The organism is Flagellimonas alvinocaridis, assembly GCF_965248585.1.
Classification (GTDB): Bacteria; Bacteroidota; Bacteroidia; order Flavobacteriales; family Flavobacteriaceae; genus Flagellimonas; species Flagellimonas alvinocaridis.
This window is the reverse complement of record NZ_OZ252111.1, coordinates 833,428-850,680: the sequence shown is the minus strand read 5'-3', so window position 1 is coordinate 850,680 and position 17,253 is coordinate 833,428. Positions and strand designations below refer to the sequence as shown.

Annotated in this window: 15 protein-coding genes; 5 read left to right on the top strand and 10 right to left on the bottom strand. The window is 43.4% G+C overall.

Going from position 1 to position 17,253, the window contains the following annotated elements:
- The first annotated feature begins 243 nt into the window (after positions 1 to 243).
- Positions 244 to 1,740, top strand: coding sequence for a carboxypeptidase-like regulatory domain-containing protein (locus ACP14V_RS03850; protein WP_272609408.1), 1,497 nt, complete (start codon positions 244 to 246; stop codon positions 1,738 to 1,740).
- Between the two features lie 128 nt (positions 1,741 to 1,868).
- Positions 1,869 to 2,057: a hypothetical protein gene (locus ACP14V_RS03845; protein WP_272609407.1), complete on the top strand. Its 189-nt coding sequence runs from the start codon at positions 1,869 to 1,871 to the stop codon at positions 2,055 to 2,057.
- Between the two features lie 51 nt (positions 2,058 to 2,108).
- On the opposite strand, the gene ACP14V_RS03840 is transcribed toward ACP14V_RS03845, so the two are convergent.
- The gene (locus ACP14V_RS03840; RefSeq protein WP_272609406.1) at positions 2,109 to 3,098 is read right to left on the bottom strand and encodes a hypothetical protein; all 990 of its coding nucleotides are present in this window, start codon (positions 3,096 to 3,098) and stop codon (positions 2,109 to 2,111) included.
- Between the two features lie 1,044 nt (positions 3,099 to 4,142).
- Here ACP14V_RS03840 and ACP14V_RS03835 point away from each other — a divergent pair.
- On the top strand, positions 4,143 to 5,597 hold the full coding sequence (locus ACP14V_RS03835; RefSeq protein ID WP_424987876.1) for a BCCT family transporter: 1,455 nt from the start codon (positions 4,143 to 4,145) through the stop codon (positions 5,595 to 5,597).
- A gap of 65 nt (positions 5,598 to 5,662) precedes the next feature.
- The gene (locus ACP14V_RS03830) at positions 5,663 to 6,319 is read left to right on the top strand and encodes a DUF2306 domain-containing protein (protein WP_136565637.1); all 657 of its coding nucleotides are present in this window, start codon (positions 5,663 to 5,665) and stop codon (positions 6,317 to 6,319) included.
- 305 nt (positions 6,320 to 6,624) lie between these two features.
- Here ACP14V_RS03830 and ctlX read toward each other — a convergent pair whose 3' ends face one another.
- Together ctlX and ACP14V_RS03820 are read right to left on the bottom strand one after the other, a co-directional pair.
- A complete protein-coding gene (gene ctlX / locus ACP14V_RS03825) occupies positions 6,625 to 7,530 on the bottom strand; it encodes a citrulline utilization hydrolase CtlX (protein ID WP_409557933.1) in 906 nt (301 codons plus the stop codon).
- 68 nt (positions 7,531 to 7,598) lie between these two features.
- Positions 7,599 to 8,513, bottom strand: coding sequence for a dimethylarginine dimethylaminohydrolase family protein (locus ACP14V_RS03820; RefSeq protein ID WP_272609404.1), 915 nt, complete (start codon positions 8,511 to 8,513; stop codon positions 7,599 to 7,601).
- A gap of 285 nt (positions 8,514 to 8,798) precedes the next feature.
- On the opposite strand from ACP14V_RS03820, the gene ACP14V_RS03815 reads away from it, so the two are divergent.
- Entirely contained in the window at positions 8,799 to 9,260 is a 462-nt protein-coding gene (locus ACP14V_RS03815) for a hypothetical protein (RefSeq protein WP_272609403.1), read from the top strand.
- A gap of 70 nt (positions 9,261 to 9,330) precedes the next feature.
- Here the strand turns inward: ACP14V_RS03815 and ACP14V_RS03810 are convergent, their stop codons facing one another.
- The 7 genes from ACP14V_RS03810 to rpsD all read right to left on the bottom strand — a co-directional run bounded on the left by ACP14V_RS03810 (position 9,331) and on the right by rpsD (position 17,200).
- Positions 9,331 to 10,614 carry a citrate synthase gene (locus ACP14V_RS03810; protein WP_136565634.1) on the bottom strand — a complete coding sequence of 428 codons (1,284 nt, stop codon included), beginning with the start codon at positions 10,612 to 10,614 and terminating at the stop codon, positions 9,331 to 9,333.
- Between the two features lie 122 nt (positions 10,615 to 10,736).
- Complete coding sequence (locus tag ACP14V_RS03805; RefSeq protein WP_272609402.1) at positions 10,737 to 12,278, bottom strand: glycogen synthase; 1,542 nt, start codon at positions 12,276 to 12,278, stop codon at positions 10,737 to 10,739.
- Between the two features lie 118 nt (positions 12,279 to 12,396).
- The gene (gene eno, locus ACP14V_RS03800; RefSeq protein ID WP_272609401.1) at positions 12,397 to 13,689 is read right to left on the bottom strand and encodes a phosphopyruvate hydratase; all 1,293 of its coding nucleotides are present in this window, start codon (positions 13,687 to 13,689) and stop codon (positions 12,397 to 12,399) included.
- Positions 13,690 to 13,807: 118 nt separating this feature from the next.
- Positions 13,808 to 14,920 (bottom strand): glutamine-hydrolyzing carbamoyl-phosphate synthase small subunit, encoded by a 1,113-nt coding sequence (gene carA / locus ACP14V_RS03795; RefSeq protein WP_129653233.1) that lies wholly within the window; start codon positions 14,918 to 14,920, stop codon positions 13,808 to 13,810.
- 98 nt (positions 14,921 to 15,018) lie between these two features.
- Positions 15,019 to 15,519 (bottom strand): 50S ribosomal protein L17, encoded by a 501-nt coding sequence (rplQ, locus tag ACP14V_RS03790; RefSeq protein WP_129653234.1) that lies wholly within the window; start codon positions 15,517 to 15,519, stop codon positions 15,019 to 15,021.
- A 61-nt stretch (positions 15,520 to 15,580) separates the two neighbouring features.
- On the bottom strand, positions 15,581 to 16,573 hold the full coding sequence (locus ACP14V_RS03785; RefSeq protein ID WP_116218571.1) for a DNA-directed RNA polymerase subunit alpha: 993 nt from the start codon (positions 16,571 to 16,573) through the stop codon (positions 15,581 to 15,583).
- Positions 16,574 to 16,594: 21 nt separating this feature from the next.
- Positions 16,595 to 17,200 carry a 30S ribosomal protein S4 gene (gene rpsD / locus ACP14V_RS03780; RefSeq protein WP_136565630.1) on the bottom strand — a complete coding sequence of 202 codons (606 nt, stop codon included), beginning with the start codon at positions 17,198 to 17,200 and terminating at the stop codon, positions 16,595 to 16,597.
- Positions 17,201 to 17,253 lie beyond the last annotated feature (53 nt).

Genomic DNA, 17,253 nt, shown 5'->3' with positions numbered 1-17,253 from the left:
ATAGATTTCTCACATTCGTTCGAAATGACATAGAACATTCGAGAAATCCGTGACATTCGTGTCAAACCATTATGTGTTTTGTCATCTTGAGCGCAGTCGAAAGGTGGACAAAACATCTCGACTGCGCTCGATGTGACAAGACTTAGGTACGTTTGTTACAAATTCCCTCTTAAATCGTCTAACCCGTGTGCAACCTTTTAGCAGTTGCCCTGTCTTTATAAAAAATACATCAAAAACGAACAGATGACCTTGCCCAACACCAAGATCTTTCCAGTGTTACTTTTCCTCATGGCCCTGCCCATGACCGCCCAGACCATCAGCTCCCGACTGGTGGATGCCAAGACCCAAAAAGGCATTCCGTATGCCACGGTACAGTACGGCGAACACCAAGGCACGATCACCAACGATGAAGGCCGTTTCAGCTTTACTTTGGAAGCCGCCTCCGCACCCGATTCCATTTACATCTCCTCTATGGGGTACGCCAAACAGGGCTTTGCCCTTGCCCAGTTGCAGGACAGTGTGGTACTCCTTCAACCCAAGGCCATTGAACTCAGCGGCGTGTACGTGTTCGACAAGGAGCTTACCGTGGACGAGATCATCGAAAAAATGGTGGAGCGCCTTCCGCAGAACATCAACAAGGAACCCGTGAAACAGCGCTTCTTTTTACGGCAGTCCGAGCTGGCCACCATTACCAAGGTGGACTTCGGGTTTGAGGAATCCAGCATTGCGGAGCTCAATAAAGGGCTCATGGACAGCATTGCGGCAAGCATCCCCAAAAACGCCAAAACCTATACCGAAAGTCTGGGCGACCTATACAAACACAACGGCAAATACAAACTGGACATCATCAAGGCGGCCGACCTGTACGACAAGAACCAAGTGGGTTCCTTTGAGGAACTGGGCGAACGCATGCAGACCATTTTTACGCAGAACATAAAACCGGACTCCTATCTGAAGATCAAATCGGGTATTTTTAGCCAAAAGGTGCAGGTAGATTCCATCCTCAGCGAAATGGCGGAGGAAGAGGCCCAAAAGATACAGGACGAAGTGGAAAAGGACACCATCTCCGGCCTGGTGGATGCCCAACGAAGCGCGTTCAAAGAACTCCTGAACGAACTCTACTACCAAGAGGACAGCCAGCTGGACCTTACCCGAAAGACTCGAAAGTACGCCTTTACCCTGGCCGGCTATGCCGAAATGGACGATGCCGGGGTCTACGTGATAGACTATGAACCCAAGCGGGGCAGTGCCGAGTTCAAGGGCCGCCTCTATATAAACATCTCCGACTTTGCCATTATGCGGCTGGATGTGCAGAACACCGAGCGCCTGCGCAATTTTAGGCTGTTGGGCATTACCTACCGCGAAGTGCTCTACAAGGGTACCATGCGCTTTGCCCAACTGCCCAATGGCAAGTACGACCTCCGCTTTATGGACTTTACCTTTGGCCGCTACTTTGCCGTGGACCGCCCGCTAAAGGTGATCGAAAAGAACAAGCACGTAAAGGGCCGCCGCAAGCAGAACGAACTCTCGCTGAACATAGATTTTAGGATGAGCCCCACCCAAAAATGGGAACTGGTGGTGTTTGACCAAGAAGTGGTGCCCGAAGCCCGGTTTACCAACTTTAAAGAGGACAAGACCGCACGCGCCACCTATATGCCCACCTATGACCCCGGGTTTTGGCAAGGCCATACCATTATGGAGCCCAACCAAGCCATACGGAAATTTACTGTGGAAGAGTAGTTGTAAGGGTTGAGTTTTAAATGTTGATTTTTTAGTTTATCGCTTTAACCTTTCACCCAACACCTTTTACCCCTCTTGTCATATATGACATGCATCCATTACCGAAAAACGCTTTTTTTGCTCCTATTATGGAAAAAGACGAGACTTTTAAAGAATGGATTGTAGACGGCTACGGCTCACCTGAAAAGTTGGCCCAAATTTTAGAGTTGGGAATTTTTATGTTGTTCTTTTTGGAAGAAGACACCTTCTCCCGAAGGGAGGTGCAAGATGTTGTAGAAGCGATCAAAGGAATTGTGTTGAAGTTGCAGCAAGTTTAATGTCTTACTGACTCACAATAAGCCTTCATTTTTAAAGAAATTTAATTCTAATTACTTTTCTAAGACTACCTTGTCCACTCCCTTAAACCCGCCTGTTTTAGTGAATTTCATATTGTGAACAAAGTTTTGCATACTATCTGAAGGGTCTATTGATTCAAGATTTAGCGATTGGATGGTTTCAGGTGGCATGATGACAGAAAGAATAGAAGTTTCCTCTAAATGTCCTGTTTTTGAATTCAAGAGATTTGACACCGCATTAACTCTAACATATTCTACGGGCAAATAGGCAAAAATCTCTCTAGCGATTCTAATCACTGCACTGCAAATATGATCCTGATATAACTCATTGAATTTCGATTTCGGCATATTCTTTTTTGAAAGTTTACCTGTCGAAGTTTGAGTCAGTACATAATCAGGAATTATGTCTATGCTGTTCACATGTATGTCTACATCAATAAAACGCTCCGTGAAAGAAATGTTTAACTTTGAACCCAATTCCCCAATATCTGAGAAAGGGTCAAAATATTCTATTACTTGTTTATAGCTTTCCGTGTCCTTGCCTTCAACCCCACTACATATTTCTTGAAGTTCTTCCCAATTTTCCAATTCTATTTTGTATTGTTCAAAATTCAGGTCGTTCTTCTTTTTATCTTTTTCCTTTGCCCTCTCAACTTCCTTCTTTAATCGCTCAATTTTCTTTTTTGAAGAACCAAACATCTTATCCATAAATGATGGTTTAAACAAGTCTAATTTGTTTTTAGCGACAATCTCAAAAGTATCCGAAATTTCTGGTTCAGAAGGCTTTGGTTCATTTCTTATTATTTCCCAACTTACTGTTTCAGTACAATTCTTGTGTACCGATTGTAACAGTTCCACATAGTAGTTATAATCAGAAACCGCTTGTCTTGCATCTTCAATAGCTTGAAACTTTTGCTGCTCCCTAAATCTTTTTGCTGCCTCTCGTGCCCTTCTCTGCTGCTCTCTTTCAGCTCTTCGAACCGCAGCGCCATATGATCTAAGTACTTGATTTACCGTTGCCATTTTAAAATATTTAGTAACATGAAGCCGTATTCAATGTGAATAAAAGTCGTCGGAAAAAAATATATTTCGGGGAGGGAAACTTCTAAATATCAACCTAATATAAACTTTTTTACCAAAATATCTTACAAGGCATAGCGAGAAAGCCTATTACAATGTACAATTAGCAATTTACAATGAACAATGTCCATCCTGCGTCATGCCGAACCTGCCCGAATGGTACAGGCGAGCTCGTTTCGGCATCCCATCCCAAAGCATAAGACCCTGAAACAAGTTCAGGGTGACGGTAGCTTTCGAGATAATTCGTGTAATCCGTGTCAACCCCGAAAAGAGATTTCTCACATGCCTGCCCGTCCGGTCAGGCGGGCGCTCGAAATGACAAAAAACAGGCTAACCGTCATTTCGATATGAGTCCCGATAGCCAGCGGGACGATTGAGAAATCCCGACCCGTCCATAGATTTCTCACGTCCGTTCGAAATGACCTAGAGCATTCGAGAAAATTTGTGGAATCAGTGTCAACCCAAAAAGAGATTTCTCACATGCCTGCCCGTCCGGTCAGGCGGGCGCTCGAAATGACAAAACAGGCAAATCGTCATTTCGATATGAAATGCAAAGCATTGATTGAGAAATCCCAACCACCCATAGATTTCTCACATTCGTTCGAAATGACATAGAGGATTCGAGAAAATCCGTGTAATTCGTGTCAAACTCCGAAAAGAGATTTCTCGCATGCCTGTCCGTTCGGACGGACAGTCGAGATGCCCTGTCTACCTTTCGACTCCGCTCAAGATGACAAGGCCAGCCAGTAGTCATTTCGATATGAGTCCCGATAGCCAGCGGGACGATTGAGAAATCCCAACCCACCCTTAGATTTCTCACAGCTCCTTCGACTTCGCTCAGGACAAGGTTCGAAATGACAAGCAAAAGCTCGAAATGAGAAGTGCAGATTTCCTGTTATCTTAGGCAAGACAAAATGAGATTTTTCGCTTTGCTCAAAATGACAAAATAAGGTCGGCATTTACAACTTCTTAAAACATAACCCACTATTGGCGGTCTCCACCGGGCTGCTGTTGCTGTTTTCGGCAGTGGTGTTCCTGTTTACGGAGTGGAGCTACCAATCCATTGAAGTGCTCTCACTCTGGGTGCGGAGCCACTTTGGGTATTTTTACCTGTATCTGGGCCTCGGCTGCGTACTGCTGCTCTTGGGCATTGCCGTATCGCCATGGGGGAAGCTCAAATTGGGCAAACCCAACGAAAAACCGGAACATTCCACATGGGCGTGGGCCAGTATGCTCTACAGTACAGGCATGGGAGCCGGAATTTTGCTCAGGGCGGTGCAGGAACCTGTTTTTATGCAGCAAAACCCGCCTTTTGCCTCCAACACCACCCCGGAAATCTTGGCGTTGGAGTTCACCTTTTACCAATGGGGCTTTACCGCGTGGGCCTTTTATGGACTGTTTGCCCTGATCATTGGCCATGCGCTCTTTGCCAAACACCAGAAAGTACTGGTGAGCAGTTCCATTCCACAAAAATTTAAGGGCGTCAAACGCGCCAATGCGGTGGATATTCTGGCCATCATCACCACCGTTTTCGGGTTGATCGCCGCCATAGGTCTGGGCACTGCCCAGATTACGGGAGGGCTCAACCATGTGTTTCAGTCCAATTTTGGGGTGACGATTACTTTACTGCTGGCCATTTTGATTTCCGCCATTGCGTTTGTCTCGGTGTGGTTGGGGGTGGACAAGGGCATTAAACGGATTTCCAAATTCAATATTTTGGTGACGCTGCTGTTGTTGGCCTTTGTGTTCGTCAATAGCAATATGGGGGATATCCTGCTTTCCTTCGGAAAGACCTCTTGGCACTACCTCATGGATTTTGTTCCGATGAGCATCGCGGTGGGGCGCTACAACCCCGGCATCGACTTCCTCACTGATTGGACGTTTTACTACTGGGCCTTCTGGTTGGCTTGGGCTCCCTTTACCGGTATTTTCATCGCCCGGATTTCACGAGGGCGCACCTTGCGGCAAATGTTGTTGGGGGTTTTGATCATCCCTTCGTTGGGGACTTTCTTTTGGTTTTCGGTTTTTGGCACTTCGGCTTTTGAAATTATTGAAAGTTGGGGCAGTTACAACAATGAGTTTGGCAGTGTATTCTCGTCCATCTTTATCTTTTTTGGGGAATACCCGTTTTCGGGACTGCTCAATGGCATCACCATTTTATTGCTGGTGAGCTTTTTGGTCACTTCCGTGGATTCTGCCGTATTTGTATTGAGCATGTTCACGGACAAGGGCAATCCCAATCCTCAGAAAAAACATCGACTTATCTGGTCCATCTTTATTTTGCTGGCCACCTTGGCGCTCATTCTCCTAGGCAATGCCAAACCAGACATTGATGTACTTACTGCCGTTCAAAAACTGCTCATCATCACTTCCCTGCCCTTCGCTTTTTTTATGGTGTTTATGGCTACAGTTTTTTTGAGCTCGTTTCGAAAGAAAGGATAAACTGGCATACTAATTATTGTATATTTAAAGAAGTTCCCCGCTAGGTTAACCTAATACTTTTAAATATGTTAACGAGAAAGCGTAAAATACTGTTGGGGAACTTATTTTTCTGGGGCATTGTACTCCTTGTATCGACCTATTATTACCTTACCAATGTTGAAAGTTATATTTTCTATAACCCGTCTGAAGTAAGCGAAGTAAAATTAAAATACAAATGGTGGCTGGTTGCACATTTTGCTCCAGCTGCAACTACCCTTTTTCTCGGCCCCCTGCAATTTATACCTTACATCCGAAACCGATTTTTAAAGTTTCATAGGATTTCTGGCAAAATCTATATTATCGGGTCGCTGGTTTCCGCACTAACAGTATATGTGCTTTTGGTGACCACCTATTCTTTACCCGGTGCCATTCCATCCTTGGCCTTATTGGCCACTATCTGGATCTTTACCACAATCATGGCCTATATCAGCATCCGAAAACGCAATGTGAAGGTGCATAAAGAATTTATGATCCGTAGTTATGTTTGCGGGCTTGCCTTTGTTTTTATCCGATTGTTGCCAGAGGTTGATTACTTTACCGGAATCTTTAGTTTTATTGAGGACGAAACCATGCGGTATACCATTTACGAATGGATTTGTTGGGTATACCCTTTGATGATTACTGAGTTCTTTTTGAGCTGGCGGCCTCAATTGAAGAAGCTACTGAAAACTTCAAGAAAATAAACTCCCATCCAGTCATTGGTCATTTCGAAGTGAGATGCAGCGCATCGATTGAGAAATCCCAACCAACAGATTTCTCACATTCGTTCGAAATGACCTGGGGCATTAGAGATAATTCGTGCCATTCTTGTCAAACCAAAATAATTTCCCACAACTCCTTCGCCATACATTCAGGACAGGGCTCGAAATGACCTAGAGCATTCGAGAAAATTGGTGCCATTTGTGTCAAAACCTCAGAAGAGATTCTTCGCTTTGCTCAGAATGACGTCAAAGCATTCGAGAAAATTAGTGCAATTCGTGTCGAACCCCTATGCTTTGGGCAAAAACACTTCCGCCATCATACAGCGGGCACTACCGCCACCGCATGTCTCGATAGTATCCAACGGACTGTGAATGATGGCACAATGCTTTTCAATGGCCTTGATCTGATCATTGCGGAGACTGTTGTAGGCGGCTGAACTCATCACCATAAAACGTTGGTCATTGGCCCCTATTACTTGGAGCATGTTCCCAGCAAAGTGGTACATCTGTTCCTCGGTAATGTCGATGATTTCCTTACCGTCCATCTTAAGATGGTCTACTACATTCTTGCGTTCCTTTTTGTCATCGATAGTAGCCAAACAAATCACCGAAAAGGTCTCGGCCATGGCCATCATCACATTGGTGTGGTAAATGGGCAAACGCTGCCCGTCCACGGTCTGGTTGGCCGTGAAAATGACAGGGAAACAGTCAAAATCTTCACAGAACTCAATAAAAAGTTCCTCATGGGCCCGTTCTGATAGGGCGCAATACGCCTTTTGATGAACGCGATCCAAAAGGATACTACCCGTTCCCTCCAAAAACACACCCTCTTCCTCGGCCTCGGTATAGTCCATGATATTGTTGATGGCAAAACCTTGCTGCTCCAGAATGTCCAAAATATCTTCCCGGCGTTCCTTTCTTCGGTTTTCCGCGAACATCGGATATACGCATACCGTCCCATCTTCATGAAAGGAAACCCAGTTGTTCGGAAAAATGGAATCCGGGGTGTCCTGTTCCTTGATATCGTCCACCACGACCACTTGGACCCCGTGATTCTGAAGCTCCTGCACAAAAGTGTCAAACTCCTGTTGCGCCTTTTGGTTGATTTCTGTATTCTTTAGGTCAAGGTCTTCCTGAAAATAATTGTTGACCGCCGTTTGTTCGTTCATCCGGAAAGCCACCGGGCGAATCATGAGAATGGTATTGGTAATCTGTGTTCTCAATGCTTGTTTTGTTAAGTTTCTCTAGGCAAAGGTGGGTATTATTCCCGAATCAAAGGCATGGTACTGCAACGAAGTAACCCTTCTTGTTTGGCGATTTCGGCATAGGGGATTTCCTCTACCGTAAAACCTTGTTCCCATAACCAGTTGTTGAGTCGGGTAAATCCTTTTTCGGATACCACCACTTCGGGGGAAATGGAAAATACGTTGCTGAACATTTGGTACATCTCGTCTTTGTTAATCTCAAAAACATTGTCCTTTCCAAAATGGTCTACCAACCATTGGTATTCCTCTTCCAACAGAAATCCATTTCGGTGCAAAATGGCCTTGTCCTTTCCCACAGGCTGAAAACAGCAGTCCAAATGCAGGGCATTTTCCTTTGGGTCGGTGTTGGATTTTCGTAGTTCAAAAGACTTTACGGTTTTGTGGGGAAACATCCTTCGGATGTACTCCACGGCTTCCTTATTGGTACGTGCCGTGATATAATCCGGATAGTCGGGGCCGGTATAGGTTCCTATAAAGATATAATCGTTCCAAGGCATTACGTCCCCTCCTTCAATATGGACTTCTTCTGGGGGGCGAATGACCTTGTTGGGGTCTATCCTGTCCAACACCTCATGAATGGCCACAAACTCCCGTTCGCGATCGGGAAGGATATTGGCGTGAAAAAGCTTATCCTCAATCACAAAAGCAATGTCACGGGCAAAAATCTGATTGCAGTCCTGCAATATCTCTGGGCGATATACCTCCACGCCATACTTTTGGAATACCTTGGCAAAGGCATCCATCTCCTTTTCCATATCTGCTTCTTTAGGATATGTTCCTGCTAAAATATGCTCCAAGGATTTTGGGTCATATGCCTCATCTGGGCTGGGCACAGGTCCGCAGCTCTTAGCTGTTCCTAAAATCACTGCCTTTAATGGGCTGGTTTCATCAACAATGTTCAATTGCATCATACCGATTTTCACTATTCTACCTCCATATACATCAAGGCAAATGGGGTTTTTCCATAAAAAATTTAAGGCAAATCTAGTGTTTTACTACCTATTTCCCATTTGTAGGAAAAGAAAAAAAGCCTAACCACTCTATATGTTTTTCCCAATAGGAATCAACAATCTTAAAAAATCACAATACTTTGATTATCATGTCATTAAAACCTACCTCTTAATGTTCTTTTTTAATGAATAAATGTGGATATTACCTTTTTTATCATTACATTTGTATTAAGATTTTTCTTACAAATGAAAAGAATTGTGTTTTCTTCCGTTTTGATTGCTGGTTTGATCGCGGTCCTTGGCCATATCAACGCAGCGCATTATGGAGACCTTTTTAGAAGTCGTCCAAACTCCGGACAACAACAGCCTATGGTATACTCTGCCAAATTTAAGGAATGTATTGCCGAGGAGGATTTTCCCGTAAAGGCAGTTACAAAGTTTGTCAACGCTTTTAAGGAAAGCGGCCGGGATATGGAAAAGGTTGAAGCATCCATTAAAAAGTATGGTTCCTCTTTGGATTCCACACTTAAAAATTTAAGCTATATAGATGCTCATGATTTTTTGCATAAGCAATTTCAACACTCCAAGGATTTGATTTTGAACCATGAAATATCTGAAATACAAGAACACTACCATCGTGAAATTATGCGATTATGCTATGAGAATGATAGATTGTTAAACCTTGATTCCGACATTGGTGCCCCCTGAAAAAAGTCCCAAGAAAAAAGGCGATTGAAATAATTCAATCGCCTTTTTTATTTTCGATATCCTTCTGTATTTATCTTTTCTCCAATGGCACAAAAGACCTTAAGTTTTCGCCTATATACACTTGTCGGGGTCTTCCTATAGGTTCTTTGCGTAATCGCATTTCTCTCCATTGTGCAATCCAACCAGGTAATCTACCCAAGGCAAACATAACGGTGAACATTTCGGTAGGGATTCCCAAAGCGCGATAAATGATTCCTGAGTAAAAATCCACATTAGGGTATAACTTGCGGTCCACAAAGTATTTATCCTCCAAGGCTTCTTTTTCCAATCCTTTGGCAATGTCCAAAATGGGATCATCTATCCCTAAGTTGCCCAACACCTCGTCCGCAGCTTTTTTGATGATCCTTGCTCTTGGATCAAAATTTTTGTACACTCGGTGCCCAAAACCCATCAATCTGAAAGGGTCGTTCTTATCCTTGGCCTTGGCCATGTATTTTTTAGTATCACCTCCATCTTCCTGAATGGCTTCCAACATTTCCAAAACAGCTTGATTGGCCCCACCGTGCAGTGGTCCCCAAAGGGCAGAAATCCCTGCTGAAAGTGACGCAAAGAGACCTGCATGTGATGATCCAACTATACGAACAGTTGATGTAGAACAGTTCTGTTCATGGTCTGCATGCAAAATCAACAACTTATCTAATGCATTAATGGCGATAAGGTCTTTTTTATACTCTTGATTGGGTCTTTTGAACATCATCTTGTGAATGTTCTCTACATATCCCAAAGTGTCATCACCATAGTCCAATGGCAATCCCTTTTTCTTACGCTGGGTCCATGCCACTAGTACTGGAAACTTTGCCAAAATGCGTACAATGGAGTTGTACATGGCGCTTTCGGAAGAGACATCCACCGAGCTAGGATTAAAAGCTACCAAAGCACTGGTAAGTGATGATAGCACCCCCATTGGATGGGCGGATTTTGGAAAGCCGTCCAAGATTTTCTTCATCTCTTCATCCACTTGTGATTCCTCTTTGATATCACTATGGAATTTTTCCAACTGTTCTTTATTGGGCAATTCGCCAAAAATTAACAGATATGCCACTTCCAAAAAGTCGGCCTTTTCTGCCAGCTCTTCAATGGAGTACCCACGATACCTTAGAATCCCTTTTTCTCCGTCCAAAAAGGTGATGGCACTTTCGCAGGATCCTGTATTCTTGTACCCTGGGTCCAGAGTCACTATCCCACTTTCTGCCCTCAAGCTTTTTATATCAATTGCCAATTCATCTTCAGTACCTTTCACCACGGGAAATTCATACCGTTTCCCTCCATATTCGAGTATAGCTGTATCCGACATTTTATGTTTTAATAGATTAGTAAAAATAGAAGTGGAAAAATACGAAAAAGCGGAATCATTAACAATTTACAATGACCATTTGTGTTGGTATTAACAGTAAAATATCAATTGCCAAAAAATTGTTATGAATCTAATCGATACAAGAGCTTATAATACTCATCCACCGACTTCTTCCAAGTAAATCGCATGCGTTTGGCTGAAGCCTGGACTTTCTTCCAGGTTGGTTTATCGTTTACATAAACATCCAGTGCTTCATCTAGCACATCCAACATGTTCTTTATTTTTTCATCATAGTTTTCGCCATCAAAGCTGAAACCTGTCTTCATATGTTTCACCGTATCCTTCAACCCACCTGTATTGTGTACCAAACAGGGGTTTCCGTTGCGCATGGCCAACATCTGGCTTATACCACAGGGCTCAAAAAGACTGGGCATAAAATAAAGGTCAGATTCCAGATAAATGGAGTCAATCAAATTTTCAGATTGGCCATTGGTAAAAATGAAGTTTTTGTGCTCGTAGCTCAATTTTCTGAAGAGTTCTTCATATTCCGGTGCACCAGTCCCCAGCAACATAAAAATGCCATCCACTTTTTCCAGTTTCTTAAGGACTTCCACAAAGGCTTCAGGAGACCTCATAAAGAAATAGAACTTTTGCTCCGTTAACCGGGCCACACTTGATGCAATGAACTTGGGTCTATTATCTACATATTCCATGATTTTCTCCCCCGTATGGGCCAGAAAATCTGCCTTGTATTTTTTGGATTCTTCTTGCAACCATTTAAACAAGGCTTTAACCGTGTTCCTGTATATGAACCCTTTTGCCTCTTGGTTGATGTTCTTGTAATTGCATCCATTGAGGATTCCAAACAGCCTTCCTTCCTCATCGGCCTTTTGCAAATCTCTTTCCAACCCTTCACCTCCTATAAATTCTGGGGGCGAACTTGGCAATAAAATATCTTCCTTGTACGAGGGAGAAACCGTATGCACCGCATCGGCAAAACGGATTCCTACAGCCATAAGATTGATACAGTCCTTGTACCGATAATCCATGAGCCCTTTATAATCTATGGGTACATTGGGAAACCAGTTTTTAACTGAAGAATAATTATCATCAAAGGGGCGTATTCCCTGAATGGCCAGATTATGGATGCTATACACAAACCGAATATCCTTTAGGTTCTTGTACTCGGGGTGATATTGTCTTAAAAACAACAGAAGGCTGGAATGCCAATCGTGCAAGTGCACCACATCCAAATCCCCAAAAGCTCCTTTTTTAATGGCTTCGGCCACTGCGGTACAGAAAATGAAGTACTTTATGGCATCGGTGTAAAAAGGTTCTTCTGGATCGTTGTGGTAAATATGGGCGATATCCCCAGCTTCAATTTCAGGATGGTGCAGCACATAGTGCACAATATTGGGAAACTCCTTTTTGGGCTTCACCTCATACAGTTCTGCCATATACCCCAAGCCCCGTAAGCTGAAATTCAAGTTTGTCTTGAGCAATCCCCCTTGATGTAGCCTCCCGTAGGAAGGAACGATAACATGCACCTTATCTCCACGTTCAGAAATCATCCGTGGCACATCCCGTACCACATCGCCCATTCCGCCAGCCTTGCAATTGGCCAGTCCATCATTTTCCGCTGCAACAAAAAGGAAGTTGTTCATAGGTACATTTTAGTTTGATTAGTTTCAAACATTAATTTATAGAAAGTTTGCTACTGTTACAAATAAAAAGCCTTTCTCTGTCGAGAAAGGCTTTTTTATGCTAAAAAAACATTATGATTTAATTTACCTTGAAGGCTTTTTCTTGAGGATAGTAAGCAACACTTCCCAATTCTTCCTCAATACGCAACAATTGGTTGTATTTTGCCATACGGTCACTTCTTGAGGCAGAACCGGTCTTGATCTGTCCTGTGTTCAATGCTACGGCCAAATCGGCAATGGTATTGTCCTCGGTCTCCCCGGAACGGTGCGACATTACTGAAGTATATCCGGCATTTTTAGCCATGTTCACGGCAGCGATGGTCTCTGTAAGCGTACCTATTTGGTTCACTTTGATCAAGATGGAATTGGCAATACCGTTCTCTATACCTCTAGACAAACGCTCCACATTGGTCACGAACAAATCGTCCCCAACCAACTGTACCTTGTCTCCAACTTTATCGGTAAGCATTTTCCATCCATCCCAGTCATTTTCATCCATTCCGTCCTCAATGGAGATGATTGGATATTTTTCACAAAGGTCTGCAAGGTACTGCGCCTGTTCTTCCGATGTTCTTACAACACCTTTATCTCCTTCAAACTTGGTATAATCGTATTTACCATCCACATAAAACTCCGCAGAAGCACAGTCCAAAGCGATCATGACATTATCGCCCAATTTGTATCCTGCTTTTTCAACGGCTTTGGCAATGGTATCCAAAGCATCTTCGGTACCTCCCTCCAAAGTAGGTGCAAAACCACCTTCATCACCAACAGCAGTACTCAAACCACGATCGTGCAATACTTTTTTCAGGTTGTGGAAAATCTCGGTCCCCATTTGCATGGCATGGCTAAAATCTTTGGCCTTGACCGGCATTACCATAAATTCTTGAAATGCGATAGGAGCATCTGAATGCGAACCACCATTGATAATGTTCATCATGGGTACGGGAAGTGTGTTGGCACTTACGCCACCTATGTAACGATACAACGGCATCCCCAATTCATTGGCAGCAGCTTTGGCAACGGCCAAGGAAACTCCTAGAATGGCATTGGCGCCGAGTTTGGATTTGTTGGCTGTTCCATCCAACGCTATCATGGTCTGGTCTATAAGGTTCTGCTCAAACACAGAGGCACCCACCAATTCTTCGGCAATGATTGAATTGACATTCTCCACGGCCTTGGCAACACCTTTACCCATGTAAGAGTTTCCTCCATCCCTAAGCTCAACAGCTTCATGCTCTCCTGTTGAGGCTCCTGAAGGTACCGCAGCCCTTCCCAAAATTCCATTTTCGGTAACTACATCTACCTCTACCGTTGGATTTCCTCGTGAATCCAATATCTGTCTTGCATGAATGTTGATAATAATGCTCATTTTTAACTAAATGTTTGTGGTTTCTATTAATTGGGCTAAGATACGAAAAGGAGTCCCTTTAACCCTATCTCAAGGCCCATAAAACGTACTAAATAACCTAAAAATAAACTATAACGTTTTAGTTTTTCCCAGTCTTGATTGCATCAAAAAACTGGTCGAAAAGATAATCGGCATCATGTGGCCCGGGACTGGCTTCTGGGTGATATTGTACCGAGAAAACCTCTTTGTCCTTCATCCGAATCCCTGCCACCGTTTGGTCGTTCAAATGGGTGTGGGTAATCTCCAAATCCGGATGGGCCTCGGTCTCCTCCCTGTTGATGGCAAAACCGTGGTTTTGTGAAGTGATTTCCCCTTTCCCAGTCACCAAATTAAGGATAGGATGGTTGATACCCCTGTGCCCGTTGTACATTTTATAGGTGGAAACCCCATTGGCCAAGGCCAATACTTGGTGCCCCAAACAAATCCCAAAGAGTGGTTTATCTGAATTAATCATTTTCTTGGCTGCGGCAATGGCATCCGTCAACGGCTCTGGATCACCAGGTCCATTGGAGATGAAATATCCATCCGGGTTCCATTCCTTCATTTCTTCAAAAGAAGCATTGTAAGGGAAGACTTTGATGTAAGCTCCTCTTTTCGCCAAGTTTCGCAAGATGTTCTTTTTGATACCGATATCCAAAGCGGATATTTTGTATGTTGAATTTTCATCGCCATAGTAATACGGCTCTTTGGTGGACACTTTGGAGGAAAGTTCCAAACCCTCCATACTTGGAACGCTCTTCAACTCTTCCTTTAGGGCATCTATTTCATCCACACGGGTAGATATCAAAGCGTTCATGGCTCCATGGTCCCTGATGTAACTTACCAAAGCACGGGTATCCACATCCGAAATGGCCAAAAGGTTGTTCTTGTCCAAGAACTCCAATAGACTCATATTGGCGCTGGGCCTGGAGTATTCATAACTGAAATTTTTACAGATAAGGCCGGCAATCTTTACAGAATCAGACTCAATCTCATCGGCATGTGTGCCATAGTTCCCAATGTGGGCATTGGTGGTCACCATAAGTTGCCCAAAATAAGAGGGGTCTGTGAAAATTTCCTGATAACCGGTCATCCCGGTATTAAAACATACCTCTCCTACAGCGGTGCCTTCTTTTCCTCCCACGGCCTTACCATAAAAAATGGTTCCATCGGCCAATAATAGTAATGCTCTTTTTTTCGCGTGATACTTCATTTGTGTGCTCTAATTTCAGTTTTGACAAAAAAACATAAAAAAAGGATAAGTTCTCACTTATCCTTTTTCCACTAATACAATAGTTAATAACATTCTTCTTATTCTTCAGAATCGTCGGTTTTGGTTTCGGCCACTGGCGCAACAGGCTCAGCTTTCTTGGTTCCTCCCCTTCTACTTCTTCTTGTGGTTTTCTTCTTAGGCTGACCTGCGTTGTATAGCTCATTGAAATCTACCAACTCTATCATGGCCATATCGGCGTTATCCCCTAGACGGTTACCCAACTTGATGATTCGGGTATATCCTCCTGGTCTATCAGCAACTTTTTCAGCTACGCTTCCAAAAAGTTCTGTAATGGCCTCCTTGTTTCTAAGGCTGCTGAAAACAATCCTTCTGTTGTGCATGCCTTTTTCGGCAGTTTGGTTGTTCTCTGTCTTGGCCTTGGTGATCAAGGGCTCAACAAACTGTTTCAAAGCCTTGGCCTTGGCAACTGTGGTATTGATTCTCTTATGCTCAATAAGGGAACATGCCATATTGGCCAACATAGCCTTTCTGTGGGCCGATTTTCTTCCTAAGTGATTAAACTTCTTTCCGTGTCTCATTGTTTCAATTTATCATCTTGCTACCAAATCCCTACGTTATTGGGAGAGCAAAATATGATTATTAATCTTTATCTAATTTGTATTTGGAAAGGTCCATGCCAAATTGTAGGCCTTTGTTGATGACCAACTCTTCCAATTCGGTCAAGGATTTTTTACCAAAGTTCCTGAACTTCATCAAATCGTTCTTGTTGAAGGAAACCAAGTCTCCCAAAGTATCCACTTCGGCAGCTTTAAGGCAGTTCAAGGCCCTTACGGAAAGGTCCATGTCCACCAATTTGGTCTTCAACAACTGACGCATGTGCAAAGATTCCTCATCGTAGGTCTCTGTTTGGGCGATTTCATCAGCCTCAAGGGTGATGCGCTCATCGGAGAACAACATAAAGTGATGGATCAAAACTTTGGCAGCTTCGGTCAAAGCATCTTTTGGGTGGATGGAACCATCGGTAAGAATCTCGAAAACCAATTTTTCGTAATCGGTCTTTTGCTCTACCCTGAAGTTCTCAATGCTGTATTTTACGTTTTTCACCGGAGTGTAAACGGAATCCACGGCAATGCTTCCCAAAGGTGCATTGGATTTTTTGTTTTCCTCGGCAGGAACGTAACCACGTCCTTTTTCTATAACGATCTCAAGGTTGATGCTCACTTTGGGATCCATGTTACAGATCACCAACTCTGGGTTGAGCACTTGGTATCCTGAGATGAATTTTTGGAAATCACCGGCGGTCAATTGTTCCTTTCCGCTAACGGAAATGGAAACAGTCTCGCTCTCAACATCATCAATCTGTCTTTTAAAACGAACCTGCTTAAGGTTCAAAATGATCTCAGTTACGTCTTCAACAACGCCTGGGATAACAGAAAACTCATGTTCAACTCCATCTATGCGCACAGAAGTGATGGCAAAACCTTCCAAAGAGGAAAGCAATACCCTTCTCAGCGCATTCCCAACTGTTAATCCATAGCCAGGTTCCAAAGGACGGAATTCAAATTTCCCTTCGAAATCTGTTGAATCGATCATTATAACTTTATCGGGCTTCTGAAAATTAAGTAATGCCATAATTGGATTAATGTTGAATTCTTATTTAGAGTACAATTCGACGATCAATTGCTCCTTGATATTTTCAGGGATTTGGATTCTTTCCGGAATGGAAACATAGGTTCCTTCCTTCTTTTCGGAATTCCAAGTCATCCACTCGTATACACTGCTGTTGTTGGCCAAAGAATCTTCGATAGCCTGAACGGATTTTGATTTTTCCCTAACTCCCACTACATCGCCTGCTTTAAGGGAGTAGGAAGGAATATTTACCACATTACCGTTAACGGTAATATGACGGTGAGATACCAACTGGCGAGCTCCCCTTCTTGATGGGGCAATACCCAATCTGTACACAACGTTATCCAGACGGGATTCACATAGTTGTAAAAGTATTTCACCCGTTACCCCTTCTTTTCTTTTGGCCTCTGTAAACAGATTACGGAACTGACGTTCCAAAATGCCGTAGGTATACTTGGCTTTTTGCTTTTCTGCCAACTGAATGGCGTATTCTGATTTTTTACCACGGCGTCTGTTGTTACCGTGTTGTCCTGGAGGATAATTTTTCTTTTCGAAAGACTTGTCGTCACCGAAAATCGCTTCTCCAAATTTTCTAGCGATCTTTGTTTTTGGTCCTGTGTATCTTGCCATCTTCTTTAAATTGGAAAGTGCGATTATGAATTAAGGCTTATCCTTCGATAATC

Coding starts and splice junctions, on each gene's coding strand:
- ACP14V_RS03845 (WP_272609407.1), top strand. CDS start 1,869: ATGGAAAAAGACGAGACTTTTAAAGAATGGATTGTAGACGGCTACGGC.
- carA (WP_129653233.1), bottom strand. CDS start 14,920: ATGAAGTATCACGCGAAAAAAAGAGCATTACTATTATTGGCCGATGGA.
- ACP14V_RS03810 (WP_136565634.1), bottom strand. CDS start 10,614: ATGTCGGATACAGCTATACTCGAATATGGAGGGAAACGGTATGAATTT.
- rplQ (WP_129653234.1), bottom strand. CDS start 15,519: ATGAGACACGGAAAGAAGTTTAATCACTTAGGAAGAAAATCGGCCCAC.
- ACP14V_RS03850 (WP_272609408.1), top strand. CDS start 244: ATGACCTTGCCCAACACCAAGATCTTTCCAGTGTTACTTTTCCTCATG.
- ACP14V_RS03805 (WP_272609402.1), bottom strand. CDS start 12,278: ATGAACAACTTCCTTTTTGTTGCAGCGGAAAATGATGGACTGGCCAAT.
- ACP14V_RS03815 (WP_272609403.1), top strand. CDS start 8,799: ATGAAAAGAATTGTGTTTTCTTCCGTTTTGATTGCTGGTTTGATCGCG.
- ACP14V_RS03830 (WP_136565637.1), top strand. CDS start 5,663: ATGTTAACGAGAAAGCGTAAAATACTGTTGGGGAACTTATTTTTCTGG.
- ACP14V_RS03785 (WP_116218571.1), bottom strand. CDS start 16,573: ATGGCATTACTTAATTTTCAGAAGCCCGATAAAGTTATAATGATCGAT.
- ACP14V_RS03840 (WP_272609406.1), bottom strand. CDS start 3,098: ATGGCAACGGTAAATCAAGTACTTAGATCATATGGCGCTGCGGTTCGA.
- ACP14V_RS03820 (WP_272609404.1), bottom strand. CDS start 8,513: ATGATGCAATTGAACATTGTTGATGAAACCAGCCCATTAAAGGCAGTG.
- ctlX (WP_409557933.1), bottom strand. CDS start 7,530: ATGATTCGCCCGGTGGCTTTCCGGATGAACGAACAAACGGCGGTCAAC.
- eno (WP_272609401.1), bottom strand. CDS start 13,689: ATGAGCATTATTATCAACATTCATGCAAGACAGATATTGGATTCACGA.
- rpsD (WP_136565630.1), bottom strand. CDS start 17,200: ATGGCAAGATACACAGGACCAAAAACAAAGATCGCTAGAAAATTTGGA.